This is a genomic window from Bacillus sp. MT94 (assembly GCF_058792475.1).
In genome coordinates, this window is record NZ_JBXAEZ010000004.1 from 376,784 (window position 1) to 396,146 (window position 19,363).

19 protein-coding genes are annotated in these 19,363 nt (G+C 39.1%); 1 reads left to right on the forward strand and 18 read right to left on the reverse strand.

The window, feature by feature from the left end:
* Positions 1-3: 3 nt before the first annotated feature.
* Genes AC1Q51_RS17105 through nuoA form a run of 10 tightly spaced genes read right to left on the reverse strand, consistent with a single transcriptional unit; the run spans position 4 to position 9,002 of the window.
* Positions 4-1,506 (reverse strand): NADH-quinone oxidoreductase subunit M, encoded by a 1,503-nt coding sequence (locus tag AC1Q51_RS17105; protein WP_098235713.1) that lies wholly within the window; start codon positions 1,504-1,506, stop codon positions 4-6.
* Positions 1,503-3,365 (reverse strand): NADH-quinone oxidoreductase subunit L, encoded by a 1,863-nt coding sequence (gene nuoL / locus AC1Q51_RS17110; RefSeq protein WP_090978526.1) that lies wholly within the window; start codon positions 3,363-3,365, stop codon positions 1,503-1,505. The genes AC1Q51_RS17105 and nuoL overlap by 4 nt, the downstream gene beginning before the upstream one ends.
* A gap of 30 nt (positions 3,366-3,395) precedes the next feature.
* Positions 3,396-3,710, reverse strand: a complete 315-nt coding sequence (gene nuoK / locus AC1Q51_RS17115) for an NADH-quinone oxidoreductase subunit NuoK (protein WP_000100079.1) — start codon at positions 3,708-3,710, stop codon at positions 3,396-3,398.
* Entirely contained in the window at positions 3,703-4,227 is a 525-nt protein-coding gene (locus AC1Q51_RS17120; protein ID WP_001012812.1) for an NADH-quinone oxidoreductase subunit J, read from the reverse strand. Before AC1Q51_RS17120 ends, nuoK begins: the two co-directional genes overlap by 8 nt.
* Complete coding sequence (gene nuoI, locus AC1Q51_RS17125; protein WP_000677191.1) at positions 4,224-4,643, reverse strand: NADH-quinone oxidoreductase subunit NuoI; 420 nt, start codon at positions 4,641-4,643, stop codon at positions 4,224-4,226. The genes AC1Q51_RS17120 and nuoI overlap by 4 nt, the downstream gene beginning before the upstream one ends.
* A 25-nt stretch (positions 4,644-4,668) precedes the next feature.
* A complete protein-coding gene (nuoH, locus tag AC1Q51_RS17130; protein ID WP_000573426.1) occupies positions 4,669-5,670 on the reverse strand; it encodes an NADH-quinone oxidoreductase subunit NuoH in 1,002 nt (333 codons plus the stop codon).
* On the reverse strand, positions 5,670-6,770 hold the full coding sequence (gene nuoD / locus AC1Q51_RS17135; protein ID WP_492331616.1) for an NADH-quinone oxidoreductase subunit NuoD: 1,101 nt from the start codon (positions 6,768-6,770) through the stop codon (positions 5,670-5,672). The genes nuoH and nuoD overlap by 1 nt, the downstream gene beginning before the upstream one ends.
* 2 nt (positions 6,771-6,772) lie before the next feature.
* Complete coding sequence (locus tag AC1Q51_RS17140; RefSeq protein WP_492331617.1) at positions 6,773-8,128, reverse strand: NADH-quinone oxidoreductase subunit C; 1,356 nt, start codon at positions 8,126-8,128, stop codon at positions 6,773-6,775.
* The gene (gene nuoB, locus AC1Q51_RS17145; RefSeq protein WP_000236331.1) at positions 8,125-8,643 is read right to left on the reverse strand and encodes an NADH-quinone oxidoreductase subunit NuoB; all 519 of its coding nucleotides are present in this window, start codon (positions 8,641-8,643) and stop codon (positions 8,125-8,127) included. The genes AC1Q51_RS17140 and nuoB overlap by 4 nt, the downstream gene beginning before the upstream one ends.
* Entirely contained in the window at positions 8,634-9,002 is a 369-nt protein-coding gene (nuoA, locus tag AC1Q51_RS17150; protein ID WP_000179273.1) for an NADH-quinone oxidoreductase subunit NuoA, read from the reverse strand. The genes nuoB and nuoA overlap by 10 nt, the downstream gene beginning before the upstream one ends.
* A 254-nt stretch (positions 9,003-9,256) precedes the next feature.
* Between nuoA and AC1Q51_RS17155 the strand changes: the two genes are divergently transcribed.
* The gene (locus AC1Q51_RS17155) at positions 9,257-11,986 is read left to right on the forward strand and encodes a putative bifunctional diguanylate cyclase/phosphodiesterase (RefSeq protein WP_098235715.1); all 2,730 of its coding nucleotides are present in this window, start codon (positions 9,257-9,259) and stop codon (positions 11,984-11,986) included.
* 23 nt (positions 11,987-12,009) lie between these two features.
* Here AC1Q51_RS17155 and AC1Q51_RS17160 read toward each other — a convergent pair whose 3' ends face one another.
* The 8 genes from AC1Q51_RS17160 to atpF form a co-directional block, all read right to left on the reverse strand.
* Positions 12,010-12,654: a DUF975 family protein gene (locus AC1Q51_RS17160; protein ID WP_023523558.1), complete on the reverse strand. Its 645-nt coding sequence runs from the start codon at positions 12,652-12,654 to the stop codon at positions 12,010-12,012.
* A gap of 49 nt (positions 12,655-12,703) precedes the next feature.
* Complete coding sequence (locus tag AC1Q51_RS17165; protein WP_098235716.1) at positions 12,704-13,489, reverse strand: DUF975 family protein; 786 nt, start codon at positions 13,487-13,489, stop codon at positions 12,704-12,706.
* Positions 13,490-13,628: 139 nt separating this feature from the next.
* On the reverse strand, positions 13,629-14,030 hold the full coding sequence (gene atpC, locus AC1Q51_RS17170) for a F0F1 ATP synthase subunit epsilon (protein WP_000847215.1): 402 nt from the start codon (positions 14,028-14,030) through the stop codon (positions 13,629-13,631).
* Positions 14,031-14,050: 20 nt separating this feature from the next.
* Entirely contained in the window at positions 14,051-15,457 is a 1,407-nt protein-coding gene (gene atpD, locus AC1Q51_RS17175; protein ID WP_001032596.1) for a F0F1 ATP synthase subunit beta, read from the reverse strand.
* Between the two features lie 194 nt (positions 15,458-15,651).
* Entirely contained in the window at positions 15,652-16,512 is an 861-nt protein-coding gene (gene atpG, locus AC1Q51_RS17180; RefSeq protein ID WP_000157703.1) for a F0F1 ATP synthase subunit gamma, read from the reverse strand.
* A 266-nt stretch (positions 16,513-16,778) separates the two neighbouring features.
* Positions 16,779-18,287, reverse strand: coding sequence for a F0F1 ATP synthase subunit alpha (gene atpA / locus AC1Q51_RS17185; RefSeq protein ID WP_000027521.1), 1,509 nt, complete (start codon positions 18,285-18,287; stop codon positions 16,779-16,781).
* Between the two features lie 11 nt (positions 18,288-18,298).
* Positions 18,299-18,841: a F0F1 ATP synthase subunit delta gene (gene atpH, locus AC1Q51_RS17190; protein WP_000064682.1), complete on the reverse strand. Its 543-nt coding sequence runs from the start codon at positions 18,839-18,841 to the stop codon at positions 18,299-18,301.
* Positions 18,838-19,344, reverse strand: a complete 507-nt coding sequence (gene atpF / locus AC1Q51_RS17195) for a F0F1 ATP synthase subunit B (protein WP_001142615.1) — start codon at positions 19,342-19,344, stop codon at positions 18,838-18,840. Before atpF ends, atpH begins: the two co-directional genes overlap by 4 nt.
* Between the last annotated feature and the right edge of the window lie 19 nt (positions 19,345-19,363).

Here is a 19,363-nt window from a genome sequence, read left to right on the forward strand (position 1 = left end):
ATCCTACTTCACCCCCAATGTTTTCAATGTATTTTGAAGCGGATCCCCTAGTATCTCTGGCATAACTCCAATTGCAATAATACAAAAGATAAGTAGTAAGACAGGGACATACTCCCATCCATGTATATCAGATTTTGCTTCCCACTCTTTCTTTCCAAATGTCACTTGAAGTGTCGCTCTTAATACGTATACAGCGGTTAAAATGATGCCAATCACACCGACTGCAGCAATGACGGGCTCTCCTTGAAATAAACCGAGAAAGGCAAGAAATTCGCTAACAAACCCAGACATCCCTGGTAATCCAAGCGATGCCATTCCTCCTGCTAAGAAGAAGCCGCTAAGTACTGGGACACTTTTTGCGAGTCCACCAAGCGCTGTAATGTCTGATGTTCCGAAACGTTGTTCTATAACACCGAGTAAGAAAAACAGCAAGGCTGCAATTAAACCGTGCGATACAACCTGGAATAACGCCCCTTGTGTACCCGGTGCATTAAGTGCCGCGAGCCCCATTAAAACAATTCCCATATGCGAAATACTAGAGTAAGCCAGTACTTTCCTAAAGTCCGTTTGGATGAGCGCTAAAAAGGCACCGTACAATAAATTAATTACACCTAATATCGCAATTAGCGTTGCAACATCGTGAAAATATTCCGGGAATAGCCCTTTTCCAAAGCGAATAATACCGTACGCTCCAATCTTTAACAAAACACCAGCATGAAGCATAACTACAGCTGGATGCGCTTCTATGTGCACACTGACCATCCAGCGGTGCAACGGAAAAACAGGTAGTTTAATTGCAAAGGCAATCATTATGGAAATAAATACACCAAGTTGCAAGCTACTTGGGATGACGAGTTCTCCTTCTGCACTTACACTTCTTAATATCTCTTTCAGCTCCACAATATTTGTTGTACCTGTTTTCGCGAACAAAATTGAGAAAACAATGAGCAAAATAGCTGAGCCAATACCGTTATATATCAAATAACTATACGCAGCCTTTTCGCTCGATAATTTCCCCCACTTCCCAATCAATAAGAACATTGGTGGCAACGTAATTTCAAAGAAGATAAAAAACAACATTAGATTTTGAGCAGCAAAGACGCCGAGCATCCCTATTTCTAGCATGAGTAACAGCATATAAAATGCTTTTAAATTTCTTTTAATAGAAAAGGCTGCAATTGCTGCGAGCATCGCTAGAAGAGCCGTCAGCACCATCATAACAAGCGACAAACCATCAATACCGAGCTCGTAATAAATAGAAAACCACCTTTTATCCACCGCTGTAAAATCTCCGAACTTAATCCATTTCACCTTTTCATCAAATAGTGACAAACTCTTTCCAGAAGCATATGTACAAGCGAGGACGATAGCGATTCCAAATGGAAGTGCCGTCCCAAATAAGCCAAGCGCCCGCACTGTACGCAATTCCTTTTTCGGTGTTAATACAAGCAATAAAATTCCTAAAAGCGGGGAAAAAATGAAGAACGTTAACAACAAATCATTCATCGTAAATCCCCTCCTGTATAGAGCAAAATAATGACGAGTACAGCGAGCGAAACAGCCGTTACAGTACCGTACACTTGTACATTCCCGTTTTGAAGTTTCGATCCAAGATTACTTGTGCCTTTAACTACGCTTCCAATTAAAACTGCAATTCCCTCGACTACATACACTTCAAATAAGCGAAGCACATGAGCGATTCCTTTTGTAATAGGGATCACCGTCATGTTGTATAGTTCATCCACATAATATTTTTCTTTCAAAAGATTATAAAGCGAGGTTTCCGTACCCCCAGCCCAATCTCTAGAAATTGATTTCTTGCCATATATAAAATATGCAAGAGCGATTCCCGCAAATGAAACGAGCGTCGCAACAATCATAATCCAAACTGGCCCATGCGCTTCTTCAACCTTGAACTCTACATCTTTCGTCAACCAATCTCCGAGAAACGTACCGAACCATGGTGTATTTATATATCCTGCCACTACTGCGAGAACGCCGAGAACAATCATTGGATACGTCATAACGCGGGGCGACTCATGCACATCTTCCTTCGTCTTCGTTTCTCCGGTAAAGACAAGAAAGTATAAGCGGAACATATAAAACGCTGTCAAAAACGCCGCAATTACTGCTAAAGTAAATAAAACGTAATTACCATTCATCCAAGTCGCCGCTAAAATTTCATCTTTGCTGAAAAAACCGGAAAGGAGCGGAACACCGCTAATGGCAAGGGTACCTATTAGAAATAACGTACCAGTTACTTTCATCTTCTTCTGTAAACCGCCCATTTTATTAATGTTTTGCGTATGCACTGCATGAATTACACTTCCTGCTGCCAAAAATAGTAGTGCTTTAAAAAAAGCATGTGTCGTTAAATGGAAGACACCGGCTACATAACCTGCAGAACCTAACGCAAGCATCATATATCCAAGCTGGCTAACTGTAGAATAAGCAAGTACTCTCTTTATATCTGTTTGCACGAGACCGATAGAGGCCGCAAAGATTGCAGTGAAAGCTCCAACGATTGCCACGGTCTGCATCGCCACTGTACTTGCTGAAAATAGAGGGAACATCGTCGCTACTAAATATACGCCTGCTGCAACCATCGTCGCGGCGTGAATAAGTGCCGAAACAGGCGTTGGCCCCTCCATTGCATCTGGCAACCACGTATGAAGCGGGAACTGACCAGATTTCCCCATCGCCCCGATAAAAATTAATATCGCTGTTATCGTAATCATGTAAGGAGGTAAATCCCCTGTATAAATCGCCCTAAATATTGCGTCATATTCAAAACTACCTGCGTACCAAAAAATTAAAATCATCCCGATAAATAAACCAATATCCCCAATACGGGTCATAATAAAAGCCTTTTTTGCAGCAGCCTTCGCTTCTTCTTTAAAGAAATAAAAACCGATAAGTAAAAATGAGCCAAGGCCAACTAATTCCCAAAATATATAAAGCTGTAATAAATTCGTTGATATAACAAGCCCTAACATCGCAAATGTAAAGAGTCCTAAATATGCGTAAAAGGTTGGTAATCGTTCATCACCTTTCATATAACCTTTCGAATACACATGTACAAGCAGACTCACAAGCGTAACGATAAATAACATTAAAGCTCCTAATGCAGTCACCTCAAAGCCGAATGATATATCCACATCTCCAGCTCTAAGCCACACCCACTTATGCTTCACGCTTGCTTCTGAAAACCTTTCTATTAACACAAGTACCGCAAGTATAAAGGAGAGAAAGACGAAAAAAATACTAAGTACGCTGCTTCCTTCTCTAATTTTCTTCCCGAATATAATAAGTAACAAAAACGAAACGAGTGGGAAAAGCGGTATGAGCCATGCATAATCGATCATTGTTTCCTTCCCCCTTTTTCGGTCACAATGCTATCCTTTGAGCGTATCCATTTCATCTACCTGAACTGTCGTACGATTACGATACAAAGCAATTAAAATAGCGAGTCCTACCGCCGCTTCTGCTGCCGCTACAGCCATCGTAAACAGTGAGAAAATTTGACCTGTTAAATTCGGAAATAGGCCTAATTTACTAAACGCCACTAAGTTTAAATTGGCAGCATTCAGCATTAATTCGATACAAACTAATACGATTACTGTATTCCGCTTTGTTAAAGCTCCAAATAGACCGATGCAAAACAAAATAATCGCAAGTGTTAAATATGCAGAAGCCGGAACGCTACTCATTGGAATCCTCCTCTTTCTCGTCCTTTTTCGCAAGTATAATCGCGCCAACGAGTGCTACAAGTAAAATAACTGAAGTTAGTTCAAATGGAATAATATATTTTGAATAGAGAAGCGTACCGATTTGAAGTGTGTTGTTTTCATGGAGAGGTAAACTTCCTTGTGTGCTTTCATTTGCAAAATCAACATTATTAACAGCGAAATACATAACCGCTCCAAATGCTACAACTGCAAAGAAGATAATCCATTTTCGAAGAGTAAGACGCGATTCATTTTCCGCGTTATGTTTTGTTAACATAATGCCGAAAATCATAATAATTGTGATTGCACCAGAGTAAAGTAAAATTTGTGCAACGCCTATAAATTCAGCTGATAAAAGAAAATACAAACCTGCAATGCTGAGAAATGTCAGAACGAGAGCTAGCATCATGTGCATAACTTTCGTTAAGTTCAACATAAGAACACCGCCGATAATTGCAGACAAGGATAGTATAAAGAATGCTACAAACTCGCCATTCATGCCTTATTCTCCTTCCTGACGTTTTCGTCGTTTTCGTCAAGCCACTGCAAATTTTTAAATAAGTCATCACGTGAATATTCCGCGAGTTCAAAGTTATTTGTCATGACAATTGCCTCTGTCGGGCAAACTTCTGTACATAAATCACAAAGAATACAAATTTCAAAATTAATATCATACGTGTCGATAATTTTTCCTTTTTTCGTAGGATCTGGATGTTTCTTTCCTGTTAACTGAATACAGTCTGTCGGACAAATGTTAGAGCATTGATTACAAACAATACATTTCTCCGGATAAAATTTTTGAATCCCCCGAAAACGGTCTGGCAACGGCAACGGCTGATTTGGATAATCATACGTTACCTTCTTCTTGCTCAAATTACTTAATGTATATTTTAATCCTTTAAATAGTCCTTTCATCTCTTACTGGCACCCCCCTCATAGATTAGAAGAATAACTCCTTAATCAATGCCGTTAAGAAAATATTTGCAAGTGCAATCGGCAATAATACTTTCCATCCAAACTCCATTAACTGGTCACCTCTTATACGTGGGAACGTGACGCGGAACCAAATTAATAGAAAGACTACACTGCTAAATTTCAAAGCAAACCATACGGCACCTGGGATAAATCCAAGAAACATGACTGGATTCCATCCTCCTAAAAAGAGCACTGTAATTAACGATGCCATCCCGAAGAAATATACGTACTCTGAAAGCATGAAAAACGCCCAGCGAAAACCTGAGTATTCCGTATGGTATCCAGAAACAAGTTCTGACTCCGCTTCTGGCAAATCAAATGGCGTCCTATTTAACTCTGCAACTGCTGCGATTAAGAAAACGACGAAGCCAATTGGCTGTACGAAAATGTACCAAACCTTCTCCTGCGCCGCTACAATCTCATTTAAATTCAGGCTACCAGCTAACAAAACGATACCAATTACACTCATTACGAGCGGAATCTCATAAGAAATCATTTGCGCCGCCGCACGCATCCCTCCTAAAAGGGAATATTTATTATTCGATGCCCATCCCCCAGTTACAACACCTATCGTCGTAATACCGGAAACAGCAATATAATAAAGTAGCCCGACTCCAATATCTGCAAATTGAAATTTATCAGTGAACGGGATAACTGCAAGCACCATAAATGCTGGTGCAAATGCAATGACAGGCGCTAATATAAACAGCGGTTTATCTGCTGCTTTCGGAATACTATCTTCTTTCAATAATAGTTTTAAAACATCAGCTACCGTTTGCAGTAAACCGAATCGGCCTCCAACCTGGTTTGGTCCAATCCGCCCTTGCATAAACCCCATCACTTTCCGTTCTGCCAAAATTCCATATGTAACGAAGCCAAGGACTGCAAATAGTAGAAGCACCGCTAATCCGAAAAAAATGAAGAAATTCGTCCAGCTTGAAGGTGATTGTAAGAGCGTCTCAATCATTAGCCATCAACCTCCCCAAGTACAATATCAACTCCACCTAAAATCGTAATTAAATTAGCGATGTTTTCACCTTTTAATAACTTCGGTAAAATTTGCAAGTTATAAAAAGATGGTCTACGAAACTTCAAACGGTACGGCTCTTTCTTTCCATCACTTGCGATATAACAACCAATCTCTCCGCGCGGCGATTCTATACGTACGAATGCTTCTCCCTTAGGTGCCTTAATAATTTTCGGTACTTTTGCCAGCACAGCTCCATCTTTCGGGAACTGTTGAACCGCTTGCTCAACAATCTTTAAAGACTCCTCGATTTCTTGCATTCGGCAAACGTAGCGATCCCAAGCATCTCCCACACTTCCAACAGGAATATCAAAATAAAAACGATCATAAATCGAATATGGCTCATCTTTGCGAAGATCCCAGTTTACTCCAGTGCACCGCAAATTTGCTCCGCTTAAAGAATACGAAATCGCTTCTTCCGCGCTATATATACCAACGCCTTTCACACGATTTAAGAAAATCTCATTACCGCTAACAAGATCATGATAACCTGCCAATTGCTCTCTCATATACGGAACAAACTCTTCCACCTTTTCAATCCAACCATCTGGCGCATCCCACTTCACACCACCAACTCTCATATAGTTAAAAGTAAGCCGTGCCCCGCATAATTCATTTAATAAATTTATAATCATCTCTCGTTCACGAAACGCGTACAGAAACGGGCTGACCGCTCCTATATCAAGAAGATTCGTCCCCCACCAAACGAGATGGCTTGCAATTCTTCCTAGCTCCATCGCAAGTACTCGCAAGTATTCGGCACGCTCTGGAATTTCAAGCCCCATCATCGTCTCTACAGCATGGCAAATGACGTAATTATTCGTCATGGCTGATAAATAGTCCATTCGATCTGTATAAGGGATAATTTGCGTATACTGTAAGCTCTCAGCGATCTTTTCCGTCCCGCGATGCAAATACCCAATAACCGGTGTAGCTTCTTTAATAATTTCCCCGTCAATCTTAATTACGAGCCTGAACACACCATGTGTACTCGGATGCTGAGGTCCTACATTCAAAAGCATCTCTTCCGTGCGGATCATAGCTACACCTCCACATCATACGGTTCATAGTCTTTTCTAAGTGGATATCCTACCCAATCATCTGGCATTAAAATACGCGTTAAATTCGGATGCCCTTTAAATACAATACCGAGCAAATCGTACGCTTCTCGCTCCGGCCAGTCAGCCCCTTTCCAAAGCGCTGTCACAGATTCAACTTGCGGCGCTTCCCGGTCTAGCTTTACCTTCACCGCTACCGATTGTTTCTTACCATATGAAAACAAATGAACATATACTTCCATATGCGTCACAAAATCCGTCGCATGTAACTCTGACATATAATCAAAAGCAAGTCCCTCATGGAATCGCAGTGACTCCATCACTTCATAATATTTTGCAGGATCCACCACAAGAGTTGGCACATCCTTTGACAGTTTATTAATGTAGGAATCTACTAATGCACCCTCTCCTACCTTCTCCCTAATAGCCTCAACATACTGATTTAAATACGGCTGATTTACTGACGGTTCTTCCTGCTTCGGCTCATCCTCTTCCTTACCTTCAGCTCCCTTTGTCTTCGCTCTTGCAACCGCTGCTGCTTTCGCTTTTGCCGCTGCAATTGCCTTTGCCTTTTCATCTCCCGAATCCCCATCACCTTGCGAGGCTTTCTGCTTCGCTAGTGCTGCCGCTTTTGCCTTGGCCGCCGCCACCGCCTTCGCCTTCGCTTTCGCTTTTTCTTCTTCCGTTACTTCTTCTGTCCCTTCTCTTTTCTGTTTCGCTAACGCCGCCGCTTTTGCTTTTGCAGCTGCTGCTGCCTTCGCCTTCGCTTTTTCTTCTTCCATTACTTCTTCTGTTCCTTCTCTTTTTTGCTTCGCTAACGCCGCCGCTTTTGCTTTTGCAGCTGCTGCCGCCTTCGCCTTCGCTTTTTCTTCTTCCGTTACTTCTTCTGTTCCCTCTCTTTTTTGCTTCGCTAACGCCGCCGCTTTTGCTTTTGCTGCCGCTGCTGCCTTCGCCTTCGCTTTCGCTTTTTCTTCTTCCGTTACTTCTTCTGTTCCTTCTCTTTTTTGCTTTGCTAACGCCGCCGCTTTTGCTTTTGCAGCTGCTGCTGCCTTCGCCTTCGCTTTCGCTTTTTCTTCTTCCGTTACTTCTTCTGTTCCTTCTCTTTTCTGCTTCGCTAACGCTGCCGCTTTTGCTTTTGCTGCCGCTGCTGCACGTCGTTTTGCTTCTTCTATAGTAATATCATCATTTTTTGGTAGCGCTTTCTCTTTTTCTCGATCTTCTGCCTCAAGCTCACTTATTTCCGCCCCGTGTTTCGCTACAAGGCGTTTTCTCGCTTCTTCTTTTGCACGCCTAGCTGCTTCTTTTTTCAGATCCTCTAAATCTTTGTTTGGATTACTCATTTATTCGTCACCTGCTTCCCGGTCTTTGCTTCGTAACGAATTTTTTCTTTTAATTTATTAATTCCATAAATTAAAGCAGCCGGATTTGGGGGACAACCAGGAATATACACATCAACTGGTACGATTTGGTCTACACCTTTCACAACAGCATATGAATTTACATACGGACCACCTGCTGTCGCACAAGATCCCATCGCAATAACCCATTTCGGTTCAGGCATTTGATCATATAAACGCCGAACAATAGGAGCCATCTTCTTCGTTACTGTTCCCGATACAATCATGACGTCCGATTGCCTTGGTGAAGTTCGAAAAAATGACCCAAATCGATCTAAATCATAATGTGATGAGCCTACTCCCATCATTTCAATTGCACAGCACGCCAGTCCGAATGTCATCGGCCATAAAGAATTGCTCCTCGCCCATCCTTTCAACTGTTCCAATGTAGAAAAAAAGATATTTCGTTCTAATTCTGCTCGCTCATTTGGATGTAATTCCTCAAAATTTATAACCATTGTAACACCTTCTTTTTCCAAGCATACGCTAATCCAACTAGCAACATTACAACAAAGATGAGCATCTCAATTAATGCAAATAAACCTAGCTTGTCATACGCAACAGCCCAAGGATATAAAAATAAAGTTTCTACATCAAAGATCACAAACAATAAAGCGAAAATATAATAACGAGCATGAAACCTAATATTTGCATCGTGAAAAGGCTCAATTCCACTCTCATACGTCGTCGCCTTTGCTGCACTTGGTTTATTTGGGCGCAGCATCCTTCCTAATGTAAGAGCCACTACCGGCAGCAATATACCTAATAGCAAGAAAATCAAAACGATCATATAACTATTTTCATATACACTTGCCATTGTGAAACCCTCCCCCCTAAATTAAGAACAAGTTCACATAGTAAACAATATGTCCTAGTTGCAGTAATTATTATTTTTAAATTTTTCTAAATAATGCAACTATTCTAATCATTATAGCAAACTTCAAATTCCTATGTCGATATGTTGGGAGACAGAAACAAGAATTATTAAAATCTATCTTTACAACTTGCTATAATTGTGCAAAATAAATATAAAACTTATATATGCTTTTCAAGGAACCGTAGGTGATATAAATGAAAAAACAAACACATGTAAGTATTCTTATAAGCATTGTATTGCTGTCCATAACGCTTCACTACGTAGCGATGCCTTTTCTATATGAATACTCATTTCCTTTTCAGCTATTAATCGGAACGAGTACCCTATTAATTGATATTATCGCTTGTAGTTATATTCTTTACTTTTCAAACACGAAAGAAGGGCTACCTCGTTTATTTTGGATCATATTATCTGTTGGAGCTCTCTCTTATTTTATCGGTGATATAGTCGTTGCCTATCAGCGTTTAATTGTAAAGGACTTCTATACGTTCGTTGATCCGTCTGATTTTTTTTACTTACTTTTTTTAGTTAGTTTTGCATTTGCCTTTCTATACGAAATCATTTACAACCGAGATTTATTAGAAAAACTTTTTATGCTATGTGATATTTGTATTATCGTTACAGCCCAATTTACTTTAAGTTACTACTTACTTATTGAACGAACCATTCACATCTTTACAACATCCTATATCGACATATTTGTTCAACTTACCTATCCAATGGCTGATTTACTCTTTCTCTTAATAGGAATCAATCTTTTATTCAAACCACTATCCTTATTACCTAAAAAGGTTGGTGCGCTTCTTGGCAGTGCTTTAATTTTATATGCTACTACCGATGCGATTTATGCTTATATAAAATACTTCATACCAGAGTATTCTATGTTTACAGTTACTCCTTTCTATCAAGTAACCTTAGTACTAGTAGCAATTGCCTGTATTCTCCATACAAAAGAACCTGAAAAACAAGAACAAGTACTACTAACACTTAAAATTGGTGAAGCAATCCGATTATCATTACCGTATATTTCGGTAGTAATGCTTATTGTTTTTATATTAGTCGAATACGTTTTTGCACCTATTATAGTAATCGGACTTATAATAACTTTCTCTTTCGTTCTCATACGTCATAGTTTAGTTCGAAAACAAAATAAAATATTATTGCTAGCTCAAATGCAATTCAACTCAGAACTCGAGAAACAAATTGAACTACGTACAGAAGATTTAGTAGAACAGAAAAATGAACTCTATCATAATCAACAAATGTTTAAATCTTTATACGAGCATCATCCAGATCCAATCTTCACATTAGATTTGTACGGTAATTTTCTCAAAGTAAATAACGCTGGTACTACTTTACTTGGTTATCAAACGAATGAATTATTAAATCAGCCTTACTATTCACTCATATACGAAGAAGATTTAGAAGAAATGATTAACGCCTTTCATCGTGTAAAAAAGGGATATTCTATCTCTTTAGAAATACGGGCGTACCATAAAAACAGAGATATTTACTACTTGCACGTTACCGCCGTACCGATCTTTTTAAAAGAGAAAATTTCTGGGGTTTATTTAATGATTAAAGATATTACGGAAAGCAAACAACAACAAGAACAAATTAATTTCCTAGCATACCATGATACTTTAACAGAGCTTGCAAATCGTCGTGCATTTCATAAACATTTAGAACAGGCAATTGCACGAGCAAAAGTATCGAAAAAGTCTTTTGCTGTTATGTTTCTCGACCTAGACCGTTTTAAAGTTATTAATGATACCCTCGGTCATCGAGTAGGAGACCTATTGCTTATCGCAGTAGCAAAAAGGCTCGAAAGAATATCAACATCAAATATGAAACTCGCGCGGCTAGCTGGAGATGAGTTCACAATCCTTATCGAGAATTACAAAAAAAAGCCAGATGTCCAAAAAATAGCTGATATGATTGTAGCGGCCATGAATGAGCCATTTGAAATCGAAAATCAACATTTACAAATCTCACCGAGTATCGGAATTGCAATATATCCTGAAGCAGGTGAAGATCCACTATCCATTTTGCAGCATGCTGATATGGCCATGTACGAAGCAAAGAATAAAGGAAAAAACGGTAGCTCTCTTTACACGAAAGAACTATATAAAAAAATGGAGCGAAAAGCTCGAATTGAAAAAGATTTGCCAATCGCTTTAGTAAACAAAGAATTTTATCTCGTTTATCAACCACAAATTGATACGACAACAAATAAAATTATCGGTGCTGAAGCTTTAATACGGTGGAAACACCCGCTATTAGGTGACATTTCACCATGTGAGTTTATTCCAATTGTAGAAGAGACGCCACAAGTAGTCCCACTTGGACATTGGGTATTACAAGAAGCTTGTCTCCAATTAAAAATATGGCATACCTTTGGCTACCAAAATTTAAAAATAAGTGTTAATTTATCTGCAAAAGAGTTCCGGCAAGATCAATTAATCGAAAACATTTCACAAATATTAAACGACGTGCAAGTCGACCCAAAATATGTAACCCTTGAGTTAACAGAAAGAATTGCAATGATTGACGAGAAAGAAACGTTATTAAGACTGAAGCAATTAAAAGAATACGGTATCCAAACTTCCATTGATGACTTCGGTACTGGGTATTCTTCTCTTGCTTATTTATCAATTTTTCCAATCGACACATTAAAAGTACCGAGAGAATTTACACAATTAGCTGATCATCGTCCTGAAGAACGAGCCATCGTTTCTACAATCCTTTCCCTCGCAAATACTTTAAATCTTTCAGTCGTTGCCGAAGGAATTGAAACCGAAAAACAGCTTAAGTTTCTGCAAAAACATAAATGTAAATATATGCAAGGTTACTATTTCAGTAAACCACTTACTAGCAATCAATTTATAAAGTTTCTACAAAAAAACCCCAGTATGAACAAATAATTCATACTGGGGGTTTTATAGTGCTAAATATTTTTCTCATAATATTCTTCTGCGATCTCTTCGTAAAAAGCCGCAGATGTTGTGTAGAAATATGGAATTAACCATAAGAATCCAATCCCTAACGTAATACAACTTAATATAAACCAACCGATAAAACTTAAACATAAAATAAAATACTCCATCTTATGTCCATCCATCATACGACGACTTTCTGTAATAGCTTGGTTCAGTGAATATTCAGGATGATCGTTTATAATAAAGTATGTCATCGCATAAGAAAATGATTTAATAATACCTGGAATAATGAACAATAACGTCCATAAGAAAAGATAAAGATTTACTAATAAATATAATAAAAATGATTTTAGAAATCTCTTTCCCTCTGAAAACCAAATGAATACATTACCGATACTAGCTTGATTTTCACGAAGGATATTTAAACCAAGGTAATATCCACCTAAAGTTAACGGCCCAGTAACAAAAAATGTAAGAATATTCGTTGAAAGTGAACCATTTGTTTTTTGCCAACCGAAAATTAAAGAAAATCCCCAATCAACACTAAAACTAAAAGCCGTGATAAGAATTGAAATGAGCAGTGTAGCCCCAACAGCTAATCCCCATTTCCCTTCTAATGAATCTAGTGCTTCTCCTTTTAGATCACTAATCATGCGTAGCCTCGCCTCCTATACACAATAATTCTATTAGTATAGCATGTTCCTATTGAAATTCACCTTTTGAAATGTAGCGATAAAAGTGTGCTGTCGTTGTACTCATATACGGACTAAGCCAAAGAAATCCTATTCCAAAAGTAAGAAGCGCTAAAACAACCCAACCTATGAAGCTCAGCCATAAAAGAAACAAATCTAACTTATGACCCCTCATAAGATTCTTACTTTCCTTCATCGCCTGCGAAACACCATATTCTGGATTTTCAATCATCACATAGTACGTCAGTGCATAAGAAAAATACATCACAATCATACCAACAATTGAAATTGCTAATAGTACGAAGAAAGCTATTGTAAACGACAGATTTCCTTCTTCACCTAAGAATATGAATAAACCTGTTAACAACATCGGAATCCATGTACCTGTATATAACAAAATCGCAAGCATTGCCCACATTGTTTTCATCATTCTTTTAAAACCACGGAATCCTTCAAACAAGTAATCTACTTTAGCATCTTCTCGTTTACTAATTTGTAGAAACACATTCGTGTAACCGTATGAGGTAATACCATAAGATGCATTACTCAAAATAATCATTATGCAATAGAAAATCCCAAATGTAATAGCTGCTCCAATTGACATCGTTTCCGCCTCAACTGACCCAGCTAAGCTAACAACTAAGAAAAATATAATAATTCCTGGAATTAATAATATAAGCATTGCAGCCATCGAAACGACATAACTTAAAATAAAATATAAAATCGTTGATCCAACACCTAGTCCCCATTTCCCCTTTAAAGAGTACAATGCTTCTCGTTTCATTTCACCGATCATTGATTCATCCCCTTCATAAAATATAAATTATTGTACACTTCTACTTATACAAGCATCAATATAATTATACCAGTTTTGTAAAATTATCCATAAAATACACAAAAAAAAATCCGTAAAGGCAAGGCCCTTACGGATTTTTTTACTTCATATCAGAAACATTTAAACGGTTCACAGCACGTTGTAATGCCATTTCTGCACGTCTAAAGTCAACATGTGCTTGTTTGTCTTGCATACGTTGCTCAGCGCGACGCTTCGCTTCATTTGCACGATGGATATCGATATGGTTTGCTTCTTCAGCAGATGATGATAATACAGTTACTTTATCTGGACGAACTTCGATAAAGCCACCACTTACTGCTACATAATCAGTGTGTCCACCATTTTTCAGACGAACTGCACTAATTTTTAATGGTGCAACAGTTGGAATGTGACCTGGTAAGATCCCCATTTCCCCACTCTCTGCTTTTACACTTACCATTTCTACTTCTTTTTCGTAAACCGGTCCATCAGGAGTTACAATACTGACTGGAAATGTCTTCATACTTCGTCCCTCCTAAGGCCTTACGCCATCATTTTCTTCGCGTTCTCAATAACTTCTTCAATGCTACCAACAAGGCGGAATGCATCTTCTGGAAGGTCATCATATTTTCCTTCTAGAATTTCTTTGAAACCACTAACTGTATTTTTTACAGGTACATAAGAACCTTTTTGACCTGTAAACTGCTCAGCTACGTGGAAGTTTTGAGATAAGAAGAATTGAATACGACGAGCACGATGTACAACTAACTTATCTTCTTCAGATAACTCATCCATACCTAAGATAGCGATGATATCTTGAAGTTCTTTGTAACGTTGTAAAGTTTGCTGCACTTGACGTGCTACTTCATAATGCTCTTCTCCTACGATTTCTGGAGAAAGTGCACGAGATGTAGATGCTAATGGATCTACGGCTGGGTAAATACCCATTTGTGTTAAACGACGCTCTAAGTTTGTTGTTGCATCTAAGTGAGCGAATGTTGTAGCTGGTGCTGGGTCAGTATAGTCATCGGCTGGTACATATACCGCTTGGATAGACGTGATAGACCCTTTATTTGTAGATGTAATACGCTCTTGTAATTGACCCATTTCTGTTGCAAGTGTTGGTTGGTAACCTACCGCAGATGGCATACGACCAAGAAGGGCAGATACTTCAGAACCAGCTTGCGTGAAACGGAAGATGTTATCGATGAACAGAAGTACGTCTTGTCCTTGCTCATCACGGAAATGCTCAGCCATTGTTAAACCTGTTAATGCAACACGTTGACGTGCTCCAGGTGGCTCATTCATTTGTCCGAATACCATCGCAGTTTTCTTGATTACGCCAGAATCGCTCATTTCATGGTATAAGTCATTACCCTCACGAGTACGCTCACCTACACCAGCGAATACAGAGATACCACCGTGCTCTTGTGCGATGTTGTTAATTAATTCCTGAATTAATACTGTTTTACCTACGCCGGCACCACCGAATAGGCCGATCTTACCACCCTTAATGTAAGGAGCAAGTAAGTCTACTACTTTAATACCAGTTTCAAGAATTTCTACTTTAGTAGATAATTCTTCGAATGCAGGTGCTTGACGGTGAATTGGATCACGGTGTACATCCGCAGGAAGTTCACCATCTAAGTCAATTGCATCACCTAATACGTTGAATACACGACCAAGTGTTGCATCACCAACTGGTACAGAGATTGCTTTACCAGTATCTTCTACTTCTGTGCCACGAACAAGTCCATCTGTGGAAGACATCGCAACTGTACGAACTGTATCATCACCTAAATGAAGTGCAACTTCAAATGTTAAGTTCATGCTTCCGTTTTCGTTGCTTTGTTTTACCGTAAGGGCGTTGTAGATTTCTGGTAGCTTTCCGCCATCAAACTTAACGTCTACAACCGGACCCATGATTTGCGTAACGCGCCCTTTATTCATCGGGTTCCCTCCTAGCTTTCTTTTAATTAGCCAGCTCTCTAAGCGAAGTCGGCTTTTAATTTTTTATTAGTTTAGCTTACGCGACTCTTTTGAAAGAGCCGCTTCCGCTTTTTATTGAATCTAGTTCCAGCGGCTAGAACAGTCGGTCATTTCGCGCCTTCCTGTTCTGGACGAGCCGCTTCCACTTTTTATTACTATTCTAACGCTGCTGCTCCACCAACGATTTCCGTAATTTCTTGCGTAATCGCTGCCTGACGCGCACGGTTGAATGAAAGTGTAAGTGAATCGATAACTTCCATTGCGTTGTCTGTAGCACTCTTCATTGCTGTCATACGCGCTGCGTGCTCACTTGCTTTACCATCTAGTAATGCACCGTACACTAAGCTTTCTGCGTATTGTGGCAATAATACTTTTAAAATTTCTTCTTCAGAAGGTTCAAATTCATAAGCTGTCGTCGGTTTGTCAGACGCCACATCAGTAAGCGGTAAAATTTTATTTTCCGTTACTTCTTGTGAAATTTTACTTACGTAATGGTTGTAGTAAATATACAGCTCATCATAAGCACCATCTGCGAACATCGCAATTGCTCGAGAAGCAAGATCTTTAATATCAGTAAATGATGGGTGGTCAGATAATCCAACTACTTCATCAATGATGTTAAAGCCGCGACGTTTTAAATAATCACGTCCTAGTCGTCCAAGTACAATAATTGAATATTGATTTGAATCCATATTATGACGTTCACGAATTACGTTACTTACTGTACGTAATACGTTACTGTTATAACCACCTGCTAGTCCGCGATCAGATGTAATAACGATGTATCCTGTACGCTTTACAGGACGCGCATTTAGCATTGGATGATTAATTCCTTTACTTCCTTGCGCAATGCTCGCTACTACTTCTTGAATCTTTTCCATATACGGAACGAAAGATTTAGCATTTTGCTCTGCACGGTTTAACTTAGATGCAGATACCATCTCCATCGCCTTCGTAATTTGACTCGTTTTCTTTGTCGAGGTAATCTTCGCTTTTATATCGCGTAAAGATGCCACAGGTTTTCACCACCTTTTTTCCGGAAGTTGGCACGATTAGTAAGAATCCTCTTCCTAATCTACGTTGCAAGATATTCTTGCTCATGATTGAAGGAAAAGAATAGGTGCACCTACTCTTTTCCTTTACATAACCGTCAGCAATCTCAGAGTCTGAGATGCCTTATATATTATCTAGCGTCGGCGGCTTGTACGAGCCGCTTCCGCTTTTATTAATCTAGTTCCGCCTCTTAGCCGATGGGGCTGAACAGTCGGCTTCACTTTTATTATTATTCAGAAGCTACGAATACTTTTTTAAATCCATTAATTGCTGCTGCAAATTTGTCGTCATCCGCAAGTTTCTTAGTTGTGCGGATTTCTTCTAATAAGTCAGTCGCATTAGAATCTAACCAAGCATGGAATTCTTCTTCGAAACGAGTGATATCTACTACTGGGATATCATCTAGGAATCCACGTGTTAAAGCGTAAAGAATGATAACTTGTTTCTCTACACGTAACGGTTTGTGTAATCCTTGTTTTAATACCTCAACAGTACGAGCACCACGGTTTAATTTCGCTTGAGTTGCTTTATCAAGGTCAGAACCGAACTGAGCGAACGCTTCTAACTCACGGTAAGATGCAAGGTCAAGACGAAGTGTACCTGATACTTTACTCATTGCTTTAATCTGAGCAGATCCACCTACACGAGATACAGAAGTACCCGCATCGATCGCTGGACGTACGCCAGAGAAGAATAGGTCAGATTGTAAGAAGATTTGTCCATCCGTAATAGAAATTACGTTTGTTGGGATGTATGCTGATACGTCCCCTGCTTGTGTTTCGATGAAAGGTAGTGCAGTTAAAGAACCGCCGCCTCTTGCATCACTTAATTTTGCTGCACGCTCTAATAAGCGAGAATGTAAGTAGAATACATCCCCTGGATAAGCTTCACGACCTGGAGGACGACGTAATAGTAATGACAGCTCACGGTAAGCCGCTGCTTGTTTTGATAAGTCATCATATACTACTAATACGTGTTTACCATTGTACATGAACTCTTCACCCATTGTTACACCAGCATAAGGAGCTAAGTATAATAATGGAGCTGGTTGAGAAGCAGATGCAGTTACAACGATTGTGTACTCTAATGCACCGTGCTTACGTAGTGTTTCTACTACGTTACGTACAGTTGATTCTTTTTGTCCGATAGCTACATAGATACAAATCATATCTTCATCTTTTTGGTTAATGATTGTATCAAGTGCAACTGCTGTTTTACCAGTTTGACGGTCACCGATGATTAACTCACGTTGACCACGGCCAATTGGTACAAGAGCGTCGATCGCTTTAATACCTGTTTGAAGTGGCTCATGAACAGATTTACGATCCATTACACCTGGTGCTGGACTTTCGATTGGACGAGTGTTTGTTGTATTGATTGGGCCTAAACCATCAACTGGTTGACCTAATGGGTTTACAACACGACCAATTAGTTCTTTTCCTACTGGTACTTGCATGATGCGACCAGTACGACGAACTTCGTCACCTTCACGGATTTCTGTGTAAGGTCCTAAAATGATAATACCTACGTTGTTTTCCTCTAAGTTTTGTGCTAGTCCCATAACGCCGTTAGAGAACTCTACAAGCTCACCAGCCATAACGTTATCAAGACCATGAGCACGCGCAATACCGTCACCAACTTGGATAACTGTACCAACATCACTAACTTCGATTTCAGACTGATAGTTCTCGATTTGTTGCTTTATCAGTGCGCTAATTTCTTCAGCTCTGATGCTCATGTGCTTCACCCCTATCTATTCTTCATTAATTCACGCTGAATACGTGCTAATTTTCCTTGTAAACTTCCGTCATAAATGCGATTTCCAATGCGTACTTTAATTCCGCCTAGTAAATCTTCATCTACAACATTTTTCACGCGAATTGCATCTTTTCCCGTTCTCTTTGCAAATGCTTCTGCAATGTTAAGCTTCTCTTCTTCAGATAGAAGGCGAATAGAATATACAGTTGCATCCGCTACGTTACGTTCTTCATTAGCAAGAACAACATATTCATCTGCAATTTCAGGTAAGATATCAATACGCTTGTTATCAATTAAAATATATAACGTATTTAAAATTGATTCAGAAACAGATCCGAATACGTTTGCAAGAAACGTTTTCTTCTGCTCTTTTGAAATGTTCGGTTGCGTTAAAAAGCTATGTAGTTCTCCGTTCTTTACATAAACGTTTTGTACAAGGCGTAATTCTTCTTCAAACATTTCTAATACGTGTTTTTCTTTTGCAATTTTAAAAAGAGCGACAGCATAACGTTTTGCTACAATCCCATTGCTCATCGCGCTTCTCCTACTTCTTTAATATAATCGCGAATTAACTTAACTTGATCTTCTTCTTTTAATTCTTTTTCAATTACTTTAGAAGCAATTTGAACAGATAAAGAAGCGACTTGTTCTTGTAAAGCAGCAATCGCTTGCTCTTTTTCGCGTTGAATTTCTTGTACAGCAGATGCTTTAATTGATTCTGCTTCTTCTTTCGCAGCAGCAACAATAACATCCTTTTGATCTACAGCTTGTTTTTTCGCTCTTTCGATTAACTCTTGTGCTTCAACACGTGATTGTTTTAACATTTCACGTTGTTCTTCTACTAACTTCTTCGCTTCAGCGTTACTTCTTTCTGCAGCGTCGATTTCATTAGTAACATGCTCTTCACGTTCTTTCATAATTCCCATTAAAGGACCCCACGCAAATTTGCGTAGCATTACTAATAGAATTAAGAAAATGAACAATGTATAAGCAATCGTTCCAAATGGAATGGCAGCTCCTAATAATAAAGTTGGCACAAGGATTCACTCCCTTCAA

What these genes read in the sequence shown, in the direction of transcription:
- AC1Q51_RS17105 (WP_098235713.1), bottom strand. Translation starts at nt 1,506, where the DNA reads ATGAATGATTTGTTGTTAACGTTCTTCATTTTTTCCCCGCTTTTAGGA.
- nuoL (WP_090978526.1), bottom strand. Translation starts at nt 3,365, where the DNA reads ATGATCGATTATGCATGGCTCATACCGCTTTTCCCACTCGTTTCGTTT.
- nuoK (WP_000100079.1), bottom strand. Translation starts at nt 3,710, where the DNA reads ATGAGTAGCGTTCCGGCTTCTGCATATTTAACACTTGCGATTATTTTG.
- AC1Q51_RS17120 (WP_001012812.1), bottom strand. Translation starts at nt 4,227, where the DNA reads ATGAATGGCGAGTTTGTAGCATTCTTTATACTATCCTTGTCTGCAATT.
- nuoI (WP_000677191.1), bottom strand. Translation starts at nt 4,643, where the DNA reads ATGAAAGGACTATTTAAAGGATTAAAATATACATTAAGTAATTTGAGC.
- nuoH (WP_000573426.1), bottom strand. Translation starts at nt 5,670, where the DNA reads ATGATTGAGACGCTCTTACAATCACCTTCAAGCTGGACGAATTTCTTC.
- nuoD (WP_492331616.1), bottom strand. Translation starts at nt 6,770, where the DNA reads ATGATCCGCACGGAAGAGATGCTTTTGAATGTAGGACCTCAGCATCCG.
- AC1Q51_RS17140 (WP_492331617.1), bottom strand. Translation starts at nt 8,128, where the DNA reads ATGAGTAATCCAAACAAAGATTTAGAGGATCTGAAAAAAGAAGCAGCT.
- nuoB (WP_000236331.1), bottom strand. Translation starts at nt 8,643, where the DNA reads ATGGTTATAAATTTTGAGGAATTACATCCAAATGAGCGAGCAGAATTA.
- nuoA (WP_000179273.1), bottom strand. Translation starts at nt 9,002, where the DNA reads ATGGCAAGTGTATATGAAAATAGTTATATGATCGTTTTGATTTTCTTG.
- AC1Q51_RS17155 (WP_098235715.1), top strand. Translation starts at nt 9,257, where the DNA reads ATGAAAAAACAAACACATGTAAGTATTCTTATAAGCATTGTATTGCTG.
- AC1Q51_RS17160 (WP_023523558.1), bottom strand. Translation starts at nt 12,654, where the DNA reads ATGATTAGTGATCTAAAAGGAGAAGCACTAGATTCATTAGAAGGGAAA.
- AC1Q51_RS17165 (WP_098235716.1), bottom strand. Translation starts at nt 13,489, where the DNA reads ATGATCGGTGAAATGAAACGAGAAGCATTGTACTCTTTAAAGGGGAAA.
- atpC (WP_000847215.1), bottom strand. Translation starts at nt 14,030, where the DNA reads ATGAAGACATTTCCAGTCAGTATTGTAACTCCTGATGGACCGGTTTAC.
- atpD (WP_001032596.1), bottom strand. Translation starts at nt 15,457, where the DNA reads ATGAATAAAGGGCGCGTTACGCAAATCATGGGTCCGGTTGTAGACGTT.
- atpA (WP_000027521.1), bottom strand. Translation starts at nt 18,287, where the DNA reads ATGAGCATCAGAGCTGAAGAAATTAGCGCACTGATAAAGCAACAAATC.
- atpH (WP_000064682.1), bottom strand. Translation starts at nt 18,841, where the DNA reads ATGAGCAATGGGATTGTAGCAAAACGTTATGCTGTCGCTCTTTTTAAA.